This window comes from Herminiimonas fonticola, assembly GCF_003293745.1.
GTDB classification, from domain to species: domain Bacteria; phylum Pseudomonadota; class Gammaproteobacteria; order Burkholderiales; family Burkholderiaceae_D; genus Oxalicibacterium; species Oxalicibacterium fonticola.
In genome coordinates, this window is record NZ_PTLZ01000002.1 from 260,135 (window position 1) to 277,920 (window position 17,786).

At 51.7% G+C, this 17,786-nt stretch carries 16 protein-coding genes; 8 read left to right on the forward strand and 8 right to left on the reverse strand.

Annotated features, from left to right (window positions below):
* Positions 1–40: 40 nt before the first annotated feature.
* Complete coding sequence (gene earP, locus Hfont_RS08605) at positions 41–1,219, forward strand: elongation factor P maturation arginine rhamnosyltransferase EarP (RefSeq protein WP_112991979.1); 1,179 nt, start codon at positions 41–43, stop codon at positions 1,217–1,219.
* Between the two features lie 115 nt (positions 1,220–1,334).
* Positions 1,335–1,910, forward strand: a complete 576-nt coding sequence (locus Hfont_RS08610) for an elongation factor P (protein WP_112991980.1) — start codon at positions 1,335–1,337, stop codon at positions 1,908–1,910.
* Positions 1,911–2,073: 163 nt separating this feature from the next.
* Here the strand turns inward: Hfont_RS08610 and Hfont_RS08615 are convergent, their stop codons facing one another.
* Both Hfont_RS08615 and Hfont_RS08620 read right to left on the reverse strand, forming a co-directional pair.
* A complete protein-coding gene (locus Hfont_RS08615) occupies positions 2,074–3,063 on the reverse strand; it encodes a M48 family metallopeptidase (RefSeq protein WP_112991981.1) in 990 nt (329 codons plus the stop codon).
* Entirely contained in the window at positions 3,063–4,151 is a 1,089-nt protein-coding gene (locus Hfont_RS08620) for a YjgN family protein (protein ID WP_112991982.1), read from the reverse strand. Before Hfont_RS08620 ends, Hfont_RS08615 begins: the two co-directional genes overlap by 1 nt.
* A 511-nt stretch (positions 4,152–4,662) precedes the next feature.
* On the opposite strand from Hfont_RS08620, the gene Hfont_RS08625 reads away from it, so the two are divergent.
* Together Hfont_RS08625 and purU are read left to right on the forward strand one after the other, a co-directional pair.
* Entirely contained in the window at positions 4,663–5,208 is a 546-nt protein-coding gene (locus Hfont_RS08625; RefSeq protein WP_112992423.1) for a bactofilin family protein, read from the forward strand.
* Between the two features lie 224 nt (positions 5,209–5,432).
* Positions 5,433–6,299 (forward strand): formyltetrahydrofolate deformylase, encoded by an 867-nt coding sequence (gene purU / locus Hfont_RS08630; RefSeq protein ID WP_112991983.1) that lies wholly within the window; start codon positions 5,433–5,435, stop codon positions 6,297–6,299.
* Positions 6,300–7,034: 735 nt separating this feature from the next.
* Here the strand turns inward: purU and Hfont_RS08640 are convergent.
* The 3 genes from Hfont_RS08640 to yjgA are packed head-to-tail and all read right to left on the reverse strand — an operon-like array spanning position 7,035 to position 8,918.
* Positions 7,035–7,697, reverse strand: a complete 663-nt coding sequence (locus tag Hfont_RS08640; RefSeq protein ID WP_112991985.1) for an alpha/beta hydrolase — start codon at positions 7,695–7,697, stop codon at positions 7,035–7,037.
* A gap of 38 nt (positions 7,698–7,735) precedes the next feature.
* On the reverse strand, positions 7,736–8,350 hold the full coding sequence (mog, locus tag Hfont_RS08645) for a molybdopterin adenylyltransferase (RefSeq protein WP_112991986.1): 615 nt from the start codon (positions 8,348–8,350) through the stop codon (positions 7,736–7,738).
* Positions 8,328–8,918, reverse strand: a complete 591-nt coding sequence (gene yjgA, locus Hfont_RS08650) for a ribosome biogenesis factor YjgA (RefSeq protein ID WP_112991987.1) — start codon at positions 8,916–8,918, stop codon at positions 8,328–8,330. The genes mog and yjgA overlap by 23 nt, the downstream gene beginning before the upstream one ends.
* A gap of 83 nt (positions 8,919–9,001) precedes the next feature.
* Here yjgA and pmbA point away from each other — a divergent pair, with 83 nt between their 5' ends.
* Together pmbA and Hfont_RS08660 are read left to right on the forward strand one after the other, a co-directional pair.
* Entirely contained in the window at positions 9,002–10,366 is a 1,365-nt protein-coding gene (pmbA, locus tag Hfont_RS08655) for a metalloprotease PmbA (RefSeq protein ID WP_112991988.1), read from the forward strand.
* A 178-nt stretch (positions 10,367–10,544) separates the two neighbouring features.
* Positions 10,545–11,624 carry a TRAP transporter substrate-binding protein gene (locus Hfont_RS08660; protein ID WP_112991989.1) on the forward strand — a complete coding sequence of 360 codons (1,080 nt, stop codon included), beginning with the start codon at positions 10,545–10,547 and terminating at the stop codon, positions 11,622–11,624.
* Positions 11,625–11,808: 184 nt separating this feature from the next.
* Here the strand turns inward: Hfont_RS08660 and Hfont_RS08665 are convergent, their stop codons facing one another.
* The 3 genes from Hfont_RS08665 to argH form a co-directional block, all read right to left on the reverse strand.
* A complete protein-coding gene (locus Hfont_RS08665; RefSeq protein ID WP_112991990.1) occupies positions 11,809–13,506 on the reverse strand; it encodes a TRAP transporter large permease in 1,698 nt (565 codons plus the stop codon).
* A gap of 15 nt (positions 13,507–13,521) precedes the next feature.
* On the reverse strand, positions 13,522–14,106 hold the full coding sequence (locus Hfont_RS08670; RefSeq protein WP_112991991.1) for a TRAP transporter small permease subunit: 585 nt from the start codon (positions 14,104–14,106) through the stop codon (positions 13,522–13,524).
* Between the two features lie 314 nt (positions 14,107–14,420).
* Positions 14,421–15,815 (reverse strand): argininosuccinate lyase, encoded by a 1,395-nt coding sequence (gene argH, locus Hfont_RS08675; RefSeq protein WP_112991992.1) that lies wholly within the window; start codon positions 15,813–15,815, stop codon positions 14,421–14,423.
* A 78-nt stretch (positions 15,816–15,893) separates the two neighbouring features.
* Here argH and Hfont_RS08680 point away from each other — a divergent pair, with 78 nt between their 5' ends.
* Positions 15,894–16,940, forward strand: a complete 1,047-nt coding sequence (locus Hfont_RS08680) for a sensor histidine kinase (RefSeq protein ID WP_241523056.1) — start codon at positions 15,894–15,896, stop codon at positions 16,938–16,940.
* The gene (locus Hfont_RS08685) at positions 16,937–17,755 is read left to right on the forward strand and encodes a LytR/AlgR family response regulator transcription factor (RefSeq protein WP_181666439.1); all 819 of its coding nucleotides are present in this window, start codon (positions 16,937–16,939) and stop codon (positions 17,753–17,755) included. The genes Hfont_RS08680 and Hfont_RS08685 overlap by 4 nt, the downstream gene beginning before the upstream one ends.
* Positions 17,756–17,786: the final 31 nt, after the last annotated feature.

Below are 17,786 nucleotides of genomic sequence, written 5' to 3' on the forward strand. Positions count from 1 at the left end.
CCTCGTCTATCATGCGTGAATTAAATTTTTGGCTGCTTGCATGACATTTCCACAAACCTTGCATCTGTTTTGCCGTGTCGTCGATAACTACGGCGACATCGGTATTTGCTGGCGCTTCGCAAGGCAATTGCAGCGAGAGCACAATATCGCCGTCACCTTGTGGGTAGACGATTTGCGGAGCTTCCAAAGGATATGTCCGGAAGTGTTGCTCGATGCTGAAGAACAGCAAATTTTCGGCGTAACGATCCGTCATTGGCGTGATCAGGACGGCGTGTTCACGGTCAGTGATTTGGCCGACATCGTCATTGAATTTTTTGCCTGCGATATTCCACCTGGCTATATCACTGCAATGGCCGAATGTAATCCGCGCCCAGTGTGGCTCAACCTTGAAGGTTTGACCGCCGAAGAGTGGGTGGAGGGTTGCCATACCTTGCCTTCGTCTCATTCGCGCCTGCCTTTGACCAAGCATTTTTTCTTCCCGGGTTTTACGGGGAAAACAGGTGGTTTGCTGCGCGAATCAACTTTGGAAGAGCAGCGCCAGCAATTTCAATCTGATCCTATAGCCATGGCAGAATTTCTCGCTCAATTCGGCGTAACGTCGGCAGAGATGGCCTCGACCAAAGTGTCCTTGTTTTGTTATCCGCATGCGCCGGTTGCTGCCTTGTTTGAAGCTTGGCAAAACGGTGAAACAGCCATTACCTGTCTGGTGCCGGAAGGTGTTGCAAGCGACGCGATACAGACATTTCTCGGCACAGAGGCAAAAGCCGGAGCTGCATGCACGCGCGGCGCACTGACAGTGCGTGTGCTGCCATTCGTTGCTCAGCCGGATTACGACAAGCTGCTATGGGCTTGCGATCTTAATTTTGTGCGCGGCGAGGATTCGTGGGTGCGCGCGCAGTGGGCAGGCAAGCCGTTTATCTGGCATATCTATCCGCAAGACGAAAATCTGCATCACAAAAAATTGCGTGCATTTTTGCAGCGTTATTCACCTGACATTGCCAGCATGGCTACTTTCTCTTTATGCTGGAACGGCGCAGAAACAGACGAGAGTGAAGAGCCAACCGATTGGTCTGCGCGCTGGTCGGCATTCCAGGCTGATATGCCAAAAATTACATCCCTGTCTATTGATTGGCAGCAAAAAATGCTGGCAAACGGCGATTTGACATCCAATTTGTTGCAATTTGCCGTCTCGCTGCGATCAGAGGCTGCAAAAAACTAGGTATAATTCCCGGTTAATTTAAAGCGTCCTTTTTTCGATCAAACGTGAGCTTACGTGGCTTTGGCCGCAGGCGACAGATGATTTTTATGCAACCTACTTTTTACGTATACTTTTTATGAAACCTGCAAAAGAAATTCGCGTTGGCAACATCATTATGGTGGATGCAAAACCTTTCATCGTGTTGCGTTCCGATGTCAATGGTTCGAGCCGCACCGGCTTCACCTACAAGTGGAAGATGAAAAATCTTCTGACCAACAGCCCGATGGAAAACGTCATGCGCGGTGACGACAAGTTCGACGTCGTTGTCCTCGACAAAAAGCCTGTGACTTATTCGTACTTCGCTGATCCTTTGTACGTCTTCATGGACGAAGAATACAATCAGTTCGAAATCGAAGAAGAAAACCTGGGTGATGCTTTGCATTACCTGAAAGACGGCATGGAATGCGAAGCAGTGTTTTATGACGGCAAAGCAATTTCTGTTGAATTGCCTATCACGATCGCTCGTCAAATCGTTTATTCGGAGCCTGCAGTCAAGGGCAATACTTCCGGTAACGTATTGAAAGAAGCGCGTATTGAAAACGCTGTCGAAGCGCATCAACACACTGTTCAAGTGCCGTTGTTCGTCAGCAGCGACGACGTGATCGAAATCGATACACGCACCAATGAATACAAGCGCGTCGTTCGTAACTAAGATTGTGTTGAAATCAAAAAACGCTGCCTGATCCGCAGCGTTTTTTTCGCTTTGCAGTGATGTAACCGAAAAAACTGAAAGTCACTCAGTCAGTAAAAAAGCCTGCAAACATATTTGCAGGCTTTTTTACTTTCTTCTCTGTCGCACTAATCGATACGCACATTTAGCGCGCGTTCTGGATATGCGCTATGCGTTCATCCGTCGATGGATGGCTGGACAAATACGGTGGCGGTGCTTCGCCTTCCTTCGTTTTCATGCGCTCAAAGCTGGCAGACAATTGCGATAGCGGAATACCATTCGCCTTCATCATCGCGATCGCATAATCGTCGGCTTCACGTTCGGCATCGCGCGAATACTTCATATCCAGCATCAGCGTCGGCACGGTCACAATAATCGATGAGACATCGCCAAAAATAACCGTGACCACGGCACCGATCGCCGAGCTTTGCACGATACGGCGCATCAGATGACGTTCATGTAAATGGCCCAGTTCATGCGCGAGTACGCCCATGACTTGCTCATCGTTGTCCATCAATTTGACCAGTTCGTCGGTCATGATGATTTGTCCGGAAGGCAGTGCAAATGCATTCGGTCCGATTTTGCTTTTACGAAAAATGATTTCGTAGGATGGCGCACCGTCTTTCGGCGGCACCATCATCTGGAAATGCTTGTTGATGGCTTCGCGTCTGGCCGCCGGCAATTGACTGGGTGCGAGTATGCGTTTATCCAGGAACTCCAGCGTCCCTGTACTGATAGAGCGCTCCACGCTTTCCGGTATGGCTTTGGCGACAAGATTAGCTGCGATTGGCAATGCATATAAATAACCGAGCACCAGAATCGCGATGGTTGCGATCAGGCCTATGAACGCACTGCGCCAGCTTTGCTGCATACGCACGACAGCCGAATCGCGATATCCGGTTTCGGCCAGCAAGGCATCGAACTCCGATGCGTCATTGATTTCCAGATAGGCGTCGTCGGGAAAAGTCACCTTGCGGAAACCGTTGCGGGTACGCTCGGAGACCCGCAGTTCGGCGATCGGTGCAGCACGCTCTGCGTCACCGGAGATACGTGCTATCCCCTCAGTCACCGACAGCGTCACGCGATGGACGCGTGACGTTTTGCCGTCGAAATAGGATGCCGGGATCTGCGTCATTAAAGCGATAAGTCAAAGTCCAGCAGATCGGTCAAGCCTTCGCTGGTCGCGCCTGCTTGTGCCTGCGTTGCTGCAACGAAATGATCGAGGCTACCTTCGGGATGCAAGGTCATCGCTTCAACCCGATATTTCATATAGCGAATTTGCGCAAACGGCAGGAACAAGCCGAGTGTGCAGATAATCCCGATGATGTTGGTGATGGCGATGAAGGACACGCGTGACCATTTCATATTGCTTTGGAAACGATGCAAGCCCAGGCGTGTATTGTTCCAGATCAGGTTCTGGATCAGCGTTGCAAAAATCGGGAATACCAAAAACATCCAGACATACAGAGCAAATACAAAAGCGAAAATCGCCAAGGCGCTTGCTGTATCGGTCGGATCACTCATGCCACCGCTAGCGATCATGGTAAAGATCGCACCACCGAACAGAACGCAGATTACTGTGAAGCCGGCCAGCCAGATCATAAAGAACATCAGGTAGCGTTTATAAAATGCCCCCACTGTCGCATCGAAGGAAAAGTGCGTGCTGCCGAAGCGACTTTCCTGATGTTGAAACCGTTTCAGACGTTGATGTGCAAACGGCGCGCCCAGAAAGAAAATGATAACGGTCAGCAGAGGCCAAAGCAGATACACCAGATAGGCTTGTTTCAGCGAGCCACGGAAGCCGAAGCGTATGCCACGATAGCTGGAGTTATACAGTTTGAACTGCAGGCTTTTCCATATTAGCCAAGGCGCTGAGAACGCAACCGCGACGATCATCACCAATGCAACGATGCCTGATGATTCCACCGCGAGGTTGTAAGCAACGATCAAAATTACCGCGACAAATCGACCTTTCAGAATGGCGATAGGGTTGCCATGATATTCAAAGCTGGAATTGGCGACTGTCGTGTTGCCATAGAAGTACTTGAGCCGCCTTACCTTTGCCCACGCGGAATAAATACCCAAGGTGATGATCGATAACAGCAGATTGACGATCCAGATGCGGAAATATTCGCTGCCTGTGCCACTGAATGAAAATGGCAACGGGCCCGTCTGCTGCGGCTCGCCTTCATTTTCAGTCTGAAAAACAGAAATGTCAGTCATGTGTTTTCCCTGAGTAATTTATTTTTATCTGTTACCTGTCGCATGGTTGCTTGCCGATAATCAATTGTCAAGGATGAAGGCGATGCTGACTGCTTTAGTGGCATACCAGTTACAGAGAAAAATGTTTGTTTCAATGAAATGAAAATTCAGAAAGAGCTAAGCCGACTTTATCGCTACTTCAATTCTGGATTTTCTAAAATTTGATGACGTGATTACTCACGATGAAATTGCATGCAAGGCGATTCAAAACAGTGTGCTTAAATTTTAAGCACTTATGCCATGGAGAAATTTGTAAAATTTTTTATGAAAATGTAACAAATTCGAACTTAAATAAAATTGTACGTACCAATTGCAGATGCGCTTGGTAGCGAGCATTACTCATATGCAAGTCGCATCTACGAAGTGCAAATCAGGTATAGCGGCAACGTCGTTTACGCGCGATGCGCAGCTGACTGCGAAGCGTACTTATTTAAATTCACGTCATCGCGACAAATTATTTTCAGGAGATTTCATGCTTCGATCTGACACGCTTTTTGGCAAGCGAGAATCCAATACGCCAAATCCTTCATTGAACACAGGCAGTTCCCCTGCGTTGTCAACTACATCGAGTGCCGGTTTCCATAGCAAGCCAGCGTCTTCTACAACAAGCAATTTCAACAGCCCATCTTCCAGCCAGACATCAGCGCCTAGTACCAATGAAGTCGGTAGCAAGTTGATCGTCGGGCCTAACATCAAACTCAAAGGCGTAGAAATCACCGATTGCGATACCTTGGTAGTCGAAGGTTTTGTTGAGGCAACGATGGATTCGCGCGTGATTCAAATTTCCAAAGACGGATCCTTCAAGGGATCGGCCGGCATTGATATCGCAGAAATTCACGGCACCTTTGATGGCGAACTGACAGTGCGCCAGAAGCTGGTGATTTACGCATCGGGCAAAGTATCAGGCAAGATTCGCTACGGCAACGTGGTAATCGAAGAGGGCGGTCAATTGATGGGCGATGTGCAGGTTGGTGCTGCAACACCGCCCAAAGGATTGTCCGTCGCGAAAAGTGTTTGATTAAGTAATTATTCAAACCTGGTTTTGTCTTGTTGCCCGCACCGGTTTTCTGGCGCGGGCAATTGCTGTTGTTGGTTTTGCTGATGTAGTTGTTCTACTGTCGAAGATATTCGACGGTGGTCATAGGTTGCCGTGTCATTTTGTCTGTATTCGCAAGCCGTGCGACAATACGCCACGGCCTCGCTTGACGATCAAGCGCTTTTATTGCCCTACAGACCACTACTATGCATCCGCAATACATCCTTAATCTGTCTTGCCTCGATCAGCGCGGTATTGTGCAACGTGTATCAGGTTTTCTGGCCGAACATGGCTGCAACATCATCGATTCCGCGCAGTTCGGCGATCAGCAATCCAAACTCTTTTTCATGCGCGTGCATTTTTCGGCGGAAGACAAGGCGTTGACTGAAGAAGTATTGCGCACGACATTTGCAGCACTGGCCGACACGATGCAAATGAATTGGCAATTGCATGACGCGCTTAAAAAACCACGCGTGCTGCTGATGGTTTCCAAGATCGGCCATTGCCTCAACGATTTGCTGTTCCGTTACAAAAGCGGTTTGCTGCCGGTAGAGATTCCAGCGATCGTGTCTAACCACACTGATTTCTATCAGTTGGCTGCCAGCTACAACATCCCATTCCATCACCTGCCTTTGGCAACCGGCGCGCCGGAAGCTGCAAAGCGCGCGCAGGAAGAACGGATTCTGGAAATTGTGAAGACTGCCGATATCGATCTGATCGTGCTCGCGCGTTACATGCAGATTCTGTCACCGGAAATGTGTATCGCACTCGAAGGTCGTGCAATCAATATCCATCATTCATTCCTGCCTAGTTTCAAAGGTGCCAAGCCCTACTACCAGGCGCATGATCGTGGCGTGAAGTTGATAGGTGCGACTGCGCACTTCGTTACAGGTCATTTGGACGAAGGTCCGATCATTGAGCAGGATGTTGCGCGTGTCGATCATGCGATGGACCCTGCGACCTTGACGGCGATTGGTCGCGATGTGGAGTGTGTGGTGCTGGCGCGGGCGGTTAAGTATTTTGTTGAACATCGGATTTTGCTTAATGGGTATAAGACGGTGGTGTTCAAATAGGTTTTTGTTCGCTGTTTTTTTAAAATGCCGCTCTGGGTTTATTGAGCGGCATTTTTGTTTTATTAGTCTTGAACTTGTTAATACGGTTCTTTCTCCGTTGTTGACTTGCCGGGGGTAGCCCGGCGGCTACTCACTTTTCTTGCTTCGCCAAGAAAAGTAAGCAAAAGAAGGCGACCGCACAGCCGCTGCCCTTCGGGTTCCCGTTTGTGCACATCAAAAAATGGGAAGCGAACGAAACTCGCTGCGCTCAGACAGCGTTCACTTCTTTATCCATTTTCTGCTCCGCACAAACGGCAGCGTCACAGCGGTTGAACTTCAACGGCAGTTCAACCGCAACTTCCCAAACCAATTCAAGAGCAACCGTAGTCGTCACTTAAATAAGCGACGTTGTAGAAGTTGCCGTTGACGTTAATCGCATGTGACGTTGCCAAGGCAAGCGGTCGTCAGGCGGATAAAGAGCGCAAACCTGTTTGAGCCGAAGGCGAGTTTGTTTGTGCTCCCGACTGATGGTCGTTTGACTTGGGTACCCGCGCAGCGGGCAACGGCTTCTGCGTCGCCTTTCTTTGCTTTCTTTCTTTGGCGAAGCAAAGAAAGAAGGTGGCTGCCGGGCCACCCCCGGCAACTGACTCTCATTGAAGAAAGAACAGCTTCAACATCACAGATATTAATTTTTTTCGAGACGAAAAAAAGACGCGTCAAGCGCGTCTTTCATAATCATAAATCACAGAAAAAATCTCAAGCCAATACGCGTTTCAGGAAATTGCTGATGTCATCAATTTCTTCCATGCATACCGAATGCGGCATGTCGTATTCATGCCACTCAACGTTGTAACCATGCTTCTGCAGCAAGGCCAGCGTCTGCTGCGCACGTGTAATAGGAATTACCTGATCACCGCGACCGTGACCGTAGTAGATCGGAATGTTCTTGTTGGCTTCGCTGCGTTCGGCTTCGAACGAATCTTCCAGCGGCAGATAGCCTGACAGGCACAACAGGCCACCAAGTTTTTCCGGGTAGCGCAAACCGGTCTGGAGAGTCATCGCGCAACCTTGCGAAAAACCGCCGATCAAAATTTTGTCGGTGGCGATGCCACGTTCTTTTTCGCGCTCTATCAATGCACGGATATCAACTTCAGAATTGCGTACGCTTCTTTCATCGTCGTCCCGGCCAAATTCGCTCGATGAAATATCAAACCATGCGGGCATCATGCGGCCGCCATTGATCGTGACCTCCATCATGGGTGCATGCGGGAAGACGAAGCGGATGGCAGGGCAGCCTTCCAGATCGAGTTCCTTGACGATAGGCACGAAGTCATTGCCATCGGCACCGAGGCCATGCATCCAGATGACGGCGACGGTAGGGTTGGGAGCGGTAACGAGTTCGACGGTTTTCAGAGTCATGATGAGATGTGAAATGACGGGAGGATAGATTTGCTAAATTATTTTGCTGGACGGATGGCGTGCTTGGGACGCCAGGCCTTGCAGATGGCTTCGTTGGTCTCGACATAAGGGCCACCCATCAGGTCTATGCAGTAAGGCACTGCAGCAAAGATGCCGCCGACGAGTTGCTTGCCGTCCGCATCTTTCAAGCCTTCCAGGGTTTCCTTGATGGATTTTGGCTGGCCGGGCAGGTTCATGATCAGTGCTGCGTGATCTGCGGTCTCGCGTATGACGCTGACCTGACGCGACAGGATCGCGGTCGGTACGAAATGCAGGCTGATCTGGCGCATCTGTTCGCCGAAGCCTGGCATCTCTTTGGTGGCGACCGCCATGGTGGCTTCCGGTGTCACATCGCGACGGGCCGGACCAGTGCCGCCAGTGGTAATAACCAAGTCGCAACGTTCCACATCGACTAGTTCTATCAGGGCTTGTTCAATCGCAGCTTGTTCATCCGGGATCAGCCTGGTTTCTATTTGCCATGCACTGCTGAGTGCGGCAGTAAACCATGCTTGCAAGGCTGGGATGCCTTGATCTTCATAGACGCCGCTGGAGGCACGGTCGGAAATCGATACCAGACCGATCTTCAATTCATCAGGATTGGTCTTCTTCGACATCGTCTTCGTCATCCGTTGGTTGTGCAGCAGGCGCTTGCAGCGATTTCAGAATCTGGAACAGTTCGCGGTAAGCCTTCGGCGGCTTGTTCTCTGCCTGCTCCTTGCGTGCGTTGCGGATCAAGGTGCGCAAATGCTGTGCTTCCAGTTGCGGATTCTGTTCCAGCAAAACGGTCAAGGCTTTGTCGTCGGCCAGCAGCTTGTCACGCTTGCGTTCGATCGCGTGCAGTGCCGCTGTTTCTGACTTGGATGCGCCTCTCCAGCTGTCGAGCATTTTCTGGATGGCAGCGATTTCGTGTTCTTCCAGCGAGCGCATTTTCTTGCCGACGTATTGCACTTGGCGACGGCGGCCTTCGTGATCCTTGATCAGTTGGCATTCAAGGATGGCATCGCGCACGTCTTCCGGCATAGGGACGCGTTTGACGCGATCGCGTGGTTCGGCAATCAGTTCTTCGCCCAACTTTTGCAGGGCCGTCATCTGGCGTTTGAGTTCGGATTTGGACGGGCGCTCGTATTCCTGTTCGAATTCGGTGGACTGGAAGCCGCAGGAGCCTCGGTTGGGATTTGGCATGATCTGAAGTAAGGCGCGTAGCCATTCTGTAAACGACTGCTATCATAACTGTTTTATACGCATTCCCGAAGAAAACGACCCTCATGAGCGATACAGTGTTTATACATAGTCAAGATCAATTAAAGCAACTTGCACAGGATGTTTTACGTTACGCCAAGGAAAAAGGCGCGTCCGGCGCGGCCGTAGAGATCAGTGAAGGAAGTGGTTTGTCGGTTTCGGTGCGCAAGGGCGGCGTGGAAACGATAGAGCAAAACAAAGACAAGGGCATGGGCGTCACCGTGTATCTGGGCGAAGAGCGCCATATCCGTCGCGGTAATGCGAGTACCTCCGATTTTTCGCAGCAGGCGTTGAAAGACACGGTCGAAGCGGCTTACAACATTGCCCGTTTTACGGCAGAAGATGATTGCGCCGGTTTGCCGGATGACGATTTGCTGGAACGCAATCCGCAGGATTTGAAGCTTTGCTATCCGTGGTTGATTTCAACTGAAGAAGCGGTCGAACTGGCGAAGCTCGGTGAAGCGGCAGCTTTCGCAGTCGACAAGCGTATTACCAATAGCGAAGGTGCGAGCGTCTACGCACAGCAATCGCATTTTGTTTCTGCCAATTCGCGCGGCTTCATAGGTGGTTACCCCTATTCACGCCACACGATTTCGGTCGCTCCGATTGCCGGCAAAGGCAGCAATATGCAGCGTGATGATTGGTACACATCGATGCGCGATCCGAAAAAACTGGCAGCACCTGAAGCGGTGGGCCGTTACGCAGCGCAACGCGCATTGGCGCGCCTGAATGCGCGCAAGATCGACACCCGCACATGTCCGGTGCTGTTTGAGGCTCCGTTGGCAGCCGGTTTGCTGGGTGCTTTCGTGCAGGCGGTTTCCGGCGGCGCGCTGTATCGTAAATCGACCTTCCTGCTGGATTCGCTCGGCAAGTCTGCGTTTGCATCGCACGTGCAAATTACGGAAGACCCGCATGTGATCGGCGCGGTCGGTTCGTCGCCTTTCGATGAAGAGGGTGTCAAAACCAGCCATCGTGACGTGGTCAAGGATGGGGTCGTGCAAGGCTACTTCCTGTCTACATATTCCGCGCGCAAACTCGGCATGCAGACCACGGGCAATGCTGGCGGTTCGCATAATTTGTGCATGACATCTTCATTAACCGTGCCTACCGATGATTTCAAGGCGATGCTGAAAAAACTCGATACCGGTTTGCTGGTGACCGAGTTGATGGGCCAGGGCGTGAATTATGTGACCGGCGATTATTCGCGCGGCGCTTCCGGCTTCTGGGTCGAGAAGGGCATTATTCAATATCCGGTGGAGGAAATCACGATCGCCGGCAACATGAAAGATATCTTCATGCAGGTGGTCGCAATTGGTGCAGATACGCTCGTGCGCGGGACCAAACAAACCGGTTCTGTGCTGATTGAAAATATGGTGGTTGCTGGTGGTTAATAAGGCGTTTTCGTAGTATGGTTATGCCAGTTGTTTTATAGCGGAAGGCTGCAAATTTTTACTACTTTGCAGGGCTTACGCCACACTTACAACTCAGTTTTTTATTGCGCATATTCGTTAACATTTTTTCGCGAAGATGCTTGATAGAAGTCTTGTCCTTAACCAATCAGGAGACAAAATGGAACGTCGTTCATTCCTTAAAAAAGCAGCAGTTGGCGCATCGGCCGGCGCGGTTGCTGTGCCATCTTTTGCCCAAGCCAATCCAACGATTAACTGGCGTTTGGCATCCAGTTTCCCTAAATCGCTAGACACGATTTATGGCGCAGCGGATGTGTTTACCAAACGTGTTACGCAACTGACTGACGGCAAGTTCAATATCCGTCCTTTCGCAGGTGGCGAGATTGTTCCTGCATTGCAAGTGATGGATGCTGTGCAAGCCGGTACCGTTGAAATCGGTCACTCAGCTTCTTACTATTACTTCGGTAAAGATCCTACATTCGCATTTGATGCGGTAGTCCCTTTCGGCCTGACTTCGCGTCAGCAAACCGCTTGGTTCGATCAAGGCGGCGGTCGTGAACTGACCCGCGATTTCTTCAAGGATTATGGCATCGTCAACTTCCTGGGTGGTAACACCGGTACCCAGATGGGCGGCTGGTTCCGTAAAGAGATCAAGGAAGTCAAAGATCTGCAAGGCTTGAAAATGCGTATCGGCGGTTTCGCCGGCCGCGTCATGCAACGCCTCGGTCTGGTACCGCAACAGATCGCTGGTGGTGATATCTATCCTGCGCTGGAAAAAGGCACGATCGATGCAGCAGAATGGATCGGACCTTATGACGATGAAAAACTCGGCTTCAACAAGGTTGCGCCTTTCTACTACACACCAGGCTGGTGGGAACCAAGCTTGCAGCTGTCGTTCTATATCGGCACCAAGGAATGGGAAAAACTGCCTAAGCAATATCAGGCTGCGGTAGAAGCCGCTTCCTACGAAGCGCACGTTGTGATGCAAGCGCAATACGATGCTCGCAATCCTGCCGCCCTGGCGCGTTTGTTGAAAAATGGCGTCAAGCTGCGTCAGTTCTCCAAGCCGATCATGGAAGCCTGCTACAAGGCAGCTGTGGAAACGATGGATGAAGAAGCAGCGAAGAATGCCAAGTTCAAGAAGATCTACGAACCGTGGAAGCGTTTCCGTCAGGATCAGAACCAATGGGCTTCGGTGGCAGAAGCGCCGATCCAGAACTTCATGATCGGTCGCAAGTAAGCGTTTCTGCAGTACTAAAACGCAAGCTTCTAAAAACCCGCGGTGCATATGCGCCGCGGGTTTTTTTACAGCTGTTGGTTTTGCATCTGCGATAAGAGTAAAAATGGAGTGCAACCGCTATATGCGTCAGGCAAAAAAAATCCCGCAGAGCGCATCATGCGGGATTGTCAGGAGCAATAATTACTTACTTCTTGTCCGGTTCCGTCGAGAAGTTCAGTGGCGGGTTTTCTTCCGTCGTTGCTGCGGGTTGTTGATCACCCCCCGAGAAATTCAGATCCATGCCGCTACGCGCACCATATTCTTGTCCGCCACCCATATCGATTTGTAGTTCGATCTTTTCATGCATGTCGGTCTTCTTGTCGACCGAGATCAGGTTCGGGAAGGCGATGATCAGCGTCACCATGATGACTTGAATCAGCACGAACGGTACCGAGCCCCAGTAAATATCTGACGTCTTCACTTCCTTCGGCGCCACGGATCGCAAATAAAACAGTGCGAAGCCGAATGGCGGATGCATGAACGAGGTTTGCATATTGACACTCAAGAGCACGCCAAACCAGATCAGGTCGATGCCCAATTTTTCGGCGACAGGGCCAACCAGCGGCACCAGAATGAATGCGAGTTCAAAGAAGTCGAGGAAAAATGCCAGTCCGAAGAACAGGATGTTGACCACGATCAGGAAGCCGGCGGTGCCACCCGGCAATGATGTCAGCAAATGCTCAACCCACAGATCGCCATTGACGCCACGGAAGATCAGGCCAAACACGCTGGAACCGATCAGAATGAACATGACGAAGCAGGACAGACGCGATGTCGAATTCATTGCCTGCTTCAACAGGCTCCATGACAGGCGACGATTCATTAATGCCAGCACCAGTGCGCCGAACGCGCCCATGCCGCCACCTTCAGTCGGCGTTGCGATACCGACGAAAATTGTACCGAGGACCAGGAAGATCAGTGCAAGCGGGGGAACCAGAACGAACACAACTTGTTCTGCGATTTTCGACAGCATGCCCAGCTTCATTTTCCGATTGACGTAGGCAATCAGAAACGCGCCTGCAATACTCAGTGTCGCAGCATAAATGATGCCTTCATCGGCATGCAGCTTTGGATTGCTGGCCAGCAGAAGTTGTTCAATCGCAAAGCAGGCCGCAACAGTGCCGGCAATCAGAACAAACAGGGACATTATGCCGCTGGAACCGTCAGGTTGGCGCAGATTGCGCGCTTCCGGCGGCAAGGCTGGCACCCAAGTCGGTTTGATGATGGAAATGAGTAGCACATAACCTGCGTACATCGCTGTCAGCATCAAGCCTGGACCAAATGCAGCCTGGTACATATCGCCGACTGAGCGTCCGAGCTGATCGGCCATGACGATCAACACCAGCGACGGCGGAATGATCTGGGCCAGCGTGCCGGATGCGGCAATGACGCCGGTGGCGATTTTTTTATCGTAGCCGTAGCGCAACATGACCGGCAGAGAAATCAAGCCCATCGAGATGACCGATGCGGCGACGACGCCGGTCGTTGCGGCCAGCAAGGCGCCAACAAAAATAACCGCATAAGCGACGCCACCGCGCAAAGGTCCGAATAATTGACCGATGGTATCGAGCAGGTCTTCCGCCATACCTGAGCGTTCCAGAATCAGTCCCATAAAGGTAAAGAATGGAATCGCCAGCAAGGTATCGTTGGCCATGATGCCGAAAATACGGTTGGGCAAAGCCTGCAGCAATTCAGGTTTCAGCAAACCGAGTTCGATGCCGACCAGGCCAAAGAACAAACCATTGGCAGCGAGAGAAAACGCGACCGGGAACCCGGATAGCAAAAATACGACGAGCGCGCCGAACATGATTGGCGCCATGTTGGCAATGAGAAATTCAGTCATGAGTGTTCCTGGCGATCAGTTAATTTGATTGGCAGCTTTGATCGCCGCGATTTCTTCTTCTGGTGTGGCCACCTGTTTTTCAAACGCGCTGGCGGGTACTTTGCCTTGCAGGAAACCGATGCGCTTGATGATTTCCGAAATGCCTTGCAAGGCAAGCAGAACAAAACCTACCGGGATCAGCAATTTGGCTGGCCAGACGATCAGGCCGCCCGCATTACTCGATACTTCCTGGTTTTGGATGGAGGTCCAGGCGTAAGGCGTCGAATAATAAAGTATCAGGAGCGTGGCCGGCATCAGGAATAACAGGAACCCGATCAGGTCTATCCATACTTGTGTGCGTTTCGAGAAATGCGAAACGATCACGTCGATGCGCACGTGCTCATTGCGCCGCAAGGTATAGGAGGTTGCCAGCAGAAAAATTGCGCCAAACAAATACCATTGAATTTCGAGCCAGCCATTGGAGCTGATGTTGAACAGGTAACGTATTGCTGCATTGCCGGTGCAGATAAGAACGGCAATGAGTAAAGCCCAGCTAATACCATGGCCTATTTTTTCATTGAGGTTGTCAATGAATCGCGAAAGCGATAGTAAAAAAGACATTATTTTTCGTCTCCAGATTGGATTTGAACAAGACACAAACAGGGCTATTTATGTAGTCGCCATGCGCATGCTTTTAACTATTGTGAGTATAAAGAAGATAAATCAATTGCGCTCTTGTCGGCGCTGCATTTCTGCTGCGTACAGGCTTATCCCATTTTTACAGAACATAACGATACAGAGTCTAGCTGACGCCAACATTACGGTCAGGTGCGAGCAGCCGAAATCTGCGAAAAAATGTCGCTTGTCGGGAGGATAGTGGTTGGGATGTTGATCAGATGGCATGTTGGGAAGCGGCCATCTGATCAAATTGCGTATCAGGCCAGTTGGGCGCGATGTCGGGCAATGGCCGCGCGGACCTGATTCGGGGCGGTGCCGCCAACATGATCGCGTGCTGCAACCGAGCCTTCAAGCGTCAGTACTTGGAAGATGTCGGCTTCTATCAGTTTGGAAAAAACATGCAATTCTTCCAGTGACAAATCGCTGAGATCAATGCCGCGATCGACGCAGGCACGCACTGCATGCGCAACGGCTTCATGCGCATCGCGGAAGGGCAGGCCCTTCTTCACCAGATAGTCGGCCAGATCGGTTGCGGTGGCATAACCTTGCAGCGCTGCGGCGCGCATGGCGTCGGGTTTGACCGTAATGCCGCTCGCCATGTCGGCAAAGATGCGCAGCGTATCGATGACGGTGTCGACGGTATCGAACAAGGGTTCCTTGTCTTCCTGGTTGTCCTTGTTATAGGCCAGCGGCTGGCCTTTCATCAGGGTCAGCAAGGCGATCAGGTGACCGTTGACGCGTCCGGTTTTGCCGCGTGCCAGTTCCGGTACGTCGGGATTTTTCTTTTGCGGCATGATGGATGAGCCGGTGCAGAAACGATCGGCGATGTCGATGAAGCCGACCCGCGGGCTCATCCAGATCACCAGTTCTTCCGACATGCGCGATACGTGCGTCATGATCAGGGCGGCGGCGGCACAAAATTCAATCGCGAAGTCGCGATCCGACACGGCATCCAGCGAATTGTGGCAGACGTCGTCAAAACCTAGCGTCTTCGCCACGCGTTCGCGATCGATAGGGAAGGTGGTGCCAGCCAGCGCGGCGGCACCAAGCGGCAGGCGGTTAACGCGCTTGCGGCAATCCAGCATGCGCTCTGCATCGCGGCCAAACATTTCAACATAGGCCAGTACGTGATGGCCGAAAGTAATCGGTTGCGCTACTTGCATATGGGTAAAGCCGGGCAGGATGGTGTCGGCGTGTTGTTCGGCTAAATCCAGCAGCGCCAGACGCAAGTCACGCAACAGGCCTACGATATTGTCGATCTCGCTGCGCACATACAGGCGGATATCGGTTGCCACCTGATCGTTGCGCGAGCGGCCTGTATGCAGGCGCTTGCCGGCATCGCCGACCAGTTCGGTCAGGCGTTTTTCAATATTCAGATGGACATCTTCCAGATCCAGCAGCCATTCGAACTTGCCGGCCTTGATTTCTTCCAGAATCTGCGTCATGCCGCGTTGGATTTCGGCGTGGTCTTGCTGACTGATGATATTCTGATGCGCCAGCATCTCCGCATGTGCGAGCGAACCCTGAATATCGACTTGAGCCAGACGCTTGTCGAAAAATACCGACGCGGTGTAACGCTTGACTAGATCGGAGACGGGTTCGTTGAAGCGTGCCGACCATGCTTCGCTTTTTTTGGAGAGTTGTGCTGTCATAATTGTTTCCTGATGAATACGCGATTATAGAACAAGCGAACCTTCATTCCCATTCCAGCCTTGATTAATCCTCAAACCATGCCGTCATCGTCAGAGCCAACGCCCATCAAGCCACCGGAGATCGTGATCCCCGACTGTTGCAATATCGGCATCATGGTCAAATCTTTACTCTTCGTAAACGGTGCGGCACTGGCGGTGATCTTGATCGAGGCCGGCACTGTATACAACGGCTTGCTGGCGTTTATCGAAGCATCAATGCTGATAGAACTGGCCAGCCTGACGTCCTTGTTTGCCTTGTGCGGCTTGCGTCGAGTGATCAAAACCACACCACCCTGGGGGCAGCGCATTGCCTGCGCTGTAGTGCCCGCTGCCATCACCGGCCTGATTATTCACTATCTGCTGAACGATCCTCTGGCCATGATCAGTCTGAGCCGTTTGTCGGTGTCCGAGGGCATGGTGTGCGCAGCGCTATTCGGCATCGGCTTGCAGCATTATTTCGAATTACGCACGCGTGCGTTTTCGCCCGCCTTGGCTGAAGCCCGATTGCAGGCACTGCAGGCGCGCATACGTCCGCATTTCCTGTTCAACAGTTTGAATGCCGTGCTGTCACTGATACGCACTGAGCCGCGTCGTGCGGAAACCACGCTGGAAGATATGGCTGATCTATTCCGTATCCTGATGCGCGATACGCGCGAGATCACCACGCTAGGCAATGAAGTCAGGATAGGCATGCAATACCTGTCGATTGAAAAGATCCGTCTGGGCGAGCGGCTGCAGGTGAGATGGGACATGGACCATATCGCCGGCGACGTATTGCAGCGTGCAACAACCCCAGCCTTGCTGTTGCAGCCCTTGCTGGAAAACGCCGTGCACTATGGCGTTGAGCCATCGCAGGAAAATGCCACCATCTTGGTCGCCATCAGTCGCATACGCGATCGTATTGAGATTGTAATGACCAATCCTTATCATGCCGATGTCGTGTCTACCGGCAATCACATGGCGCTGGATAATATCCGTGAACGACTCGCTCTTTTATACGATATGGAGGCGCAATTGGCGACGAATATAGTGGATGGACAATTCGAGGTCCGCGTTTATTTGCCGTATCAAAAGGCGGCTGCATGAGTTTGCCCAGCCTGCCGCGTATTTTGATTGTCGACGACGAAGCGCCGGCACGTGCGCGTTTGACGACCTTGTTGTCGGATATCGCTGCGGAATGTCCGCATGCGTTGATTGGAGAAGCATCGCAGGCGCAACAGGCGCTGGATAAAATTGCGGAACTTGCCCCCGACATCGTTTTGCTGGATGTGCAAATGCCCGGCATGACCGGCCTCGAGATGGCAGCGCATCTTGCGCATAGTGAGGCGGCGGCGCCGGCGCCGGCGATCATTTTTGTCACTGCATATGATGAATATGCGTTGCAGGCATTTGAAGTACATGCGCTTGACTATCTGTTGAAACCCGTTAGGGCGACACGCCTGGCTGACGCGATTCGTCGCGTCAGGGCATTGAAGGACAATACAGCTTCGCAAGCAAAATTGATGGCAGCAGTCGCAACCACGCTGCAGGCAACGCGCAAGAATTTCTCAGTGCAGGAGCGCGGACGTTTGTTGTTGGTGCCGGTAGCCGACGTGCTCTATTTGAAGGCGGAAGCGAAGTACGTGACCTTGCGCACACGCGAGCGTGAGTATCTGCTGGAAGGCGCATTGTCATCTTTGGAGCTGGAGTTTGCCGCGCAATTCATACGCGTACATCGCAATGCATTGGTCGCGCGCGATGCGATCACCGGCGTTGAGCGCGGACAATTAACGGTGGATGCGGACAGCGATGGCGAAAGCGACAAGGCGCAGGATGCATGGCAGGTGATATTGCGTGGCATAGATGACCGCTTGCCGATTTCCCGACGTCAATGGTCGGCGGTGAAAGCGCTGGTGCGCTAGCATTGTGTACCCGTTCACACGATAAAAAAGG

Bases quoted from the DNA above. Each gene is read 5' to 3' on its own strand.
- earP (WP_112991979.1), top strand. From the start codon at position 41: ATGACATTTCCACAAACCTTGCATCTGTTTTGCCGTGTCGTCGATAAC.
- Hfont_RS08610 (WP_112991980.1), top strand. From the start codon at position 1,335: ATGAAACCTGCAAAAGAAATTCGCGTTGGCAACATCATTATGGTGGAT.
- Hfont_RS08615 (WP_112991981.1), bottom strand. From the start codon at position 3,063: ATGACGCAGATCCCGGCATCCTATTTCGACGGCAAAACGTCACGCGTC.
- Hfont_RS08620 (WP_112991982.1), bottom strand. From the start codon at position 4,151: ATGACTGACATTTCTGTTTTTCAGACTGAAAATGAAGGCGAGCCGCAG.
- Hfont_RS08625 (WP_112992423.1), top strand. From the start codon at position 4,663: ATGCTTCGATCTGACACGCTTTTTGGCAAGCGAGAATCCAATACGCCA.
- purU (WP_112991983.1), top strand. From the start codon at position 5,433: ATGCATCCGCAATACATCCTTAATCTGTCTTGCCTCGATCAGCGCGGT.
- Hfont_RS08640 (WP_112991985.1), bottom strand. From the start codon at position 7,697: ATGACTCTGAAAACCGTCGAACTCGTTACCGCTCCCAACCCTACCGTC.
- mog (WP_112991986.1), bottom strand. From the start codon at position 8,350: ATGTCGAAGAAGACCAATCCTGATGAATTGAAGATCGGTCTGGTATCG.
- yjgA (WP_112991987.1), bottom strand. From the start codon at position 8,918: ATGCCAAATCCCAACCGAGGCTCCTGCGGCTTCCAGTCCACCGAATTC.
- pmbA (WP_112991988.1), top strand. From the start codon at position 9,002: ATGAGCGATACAGTGTTTATACATAGTCAAGATCAATTAAAGCAACTT.
- Hfont_RS08660 (WP_112991989.1), top strand. From the start codon at position 10,545: ATGGAACGTCGTTCATTCCTTAAAAAAGCAGCAGTTGGCGCATCGGCC.
- Hfont_RS08665 (WP_112991990.1), bottom strand. From the start codon at position 13,506: ATGACTGAATTTCTCATTGCCAACATGGCGCCAATCATGTTCGGCGCG.
- Hfont_RS08670 (WP_112991991.1), bottom strand. From the start codon at position 14,106: ATGTCTTTTTTACTATCGCTTTCGCGATTCATTGACAACCTCAATGAA.
- argH (WP_112991992.1), bottom strand. From the start codon at position 15,815: ATGACAGCACAACTCTCCAAAAAAAGCGAAGCATGGTCGGCACGCTTC.
- Hfont_RS08680 (WP_241523056.1), top strand. From the start codon at position 15,894: ATGCCGTCATCGTCAGAGCCAACGCCCATCAAGCCACCGGAGATCGTG.
- Hfont_RS08685 (WP_181666439.1), top strand. From the start codon at position 16,937: ATGAGTTTGCCCAGCCTGCCGCGTATTTTGATTGTCGACGACGAAGCG.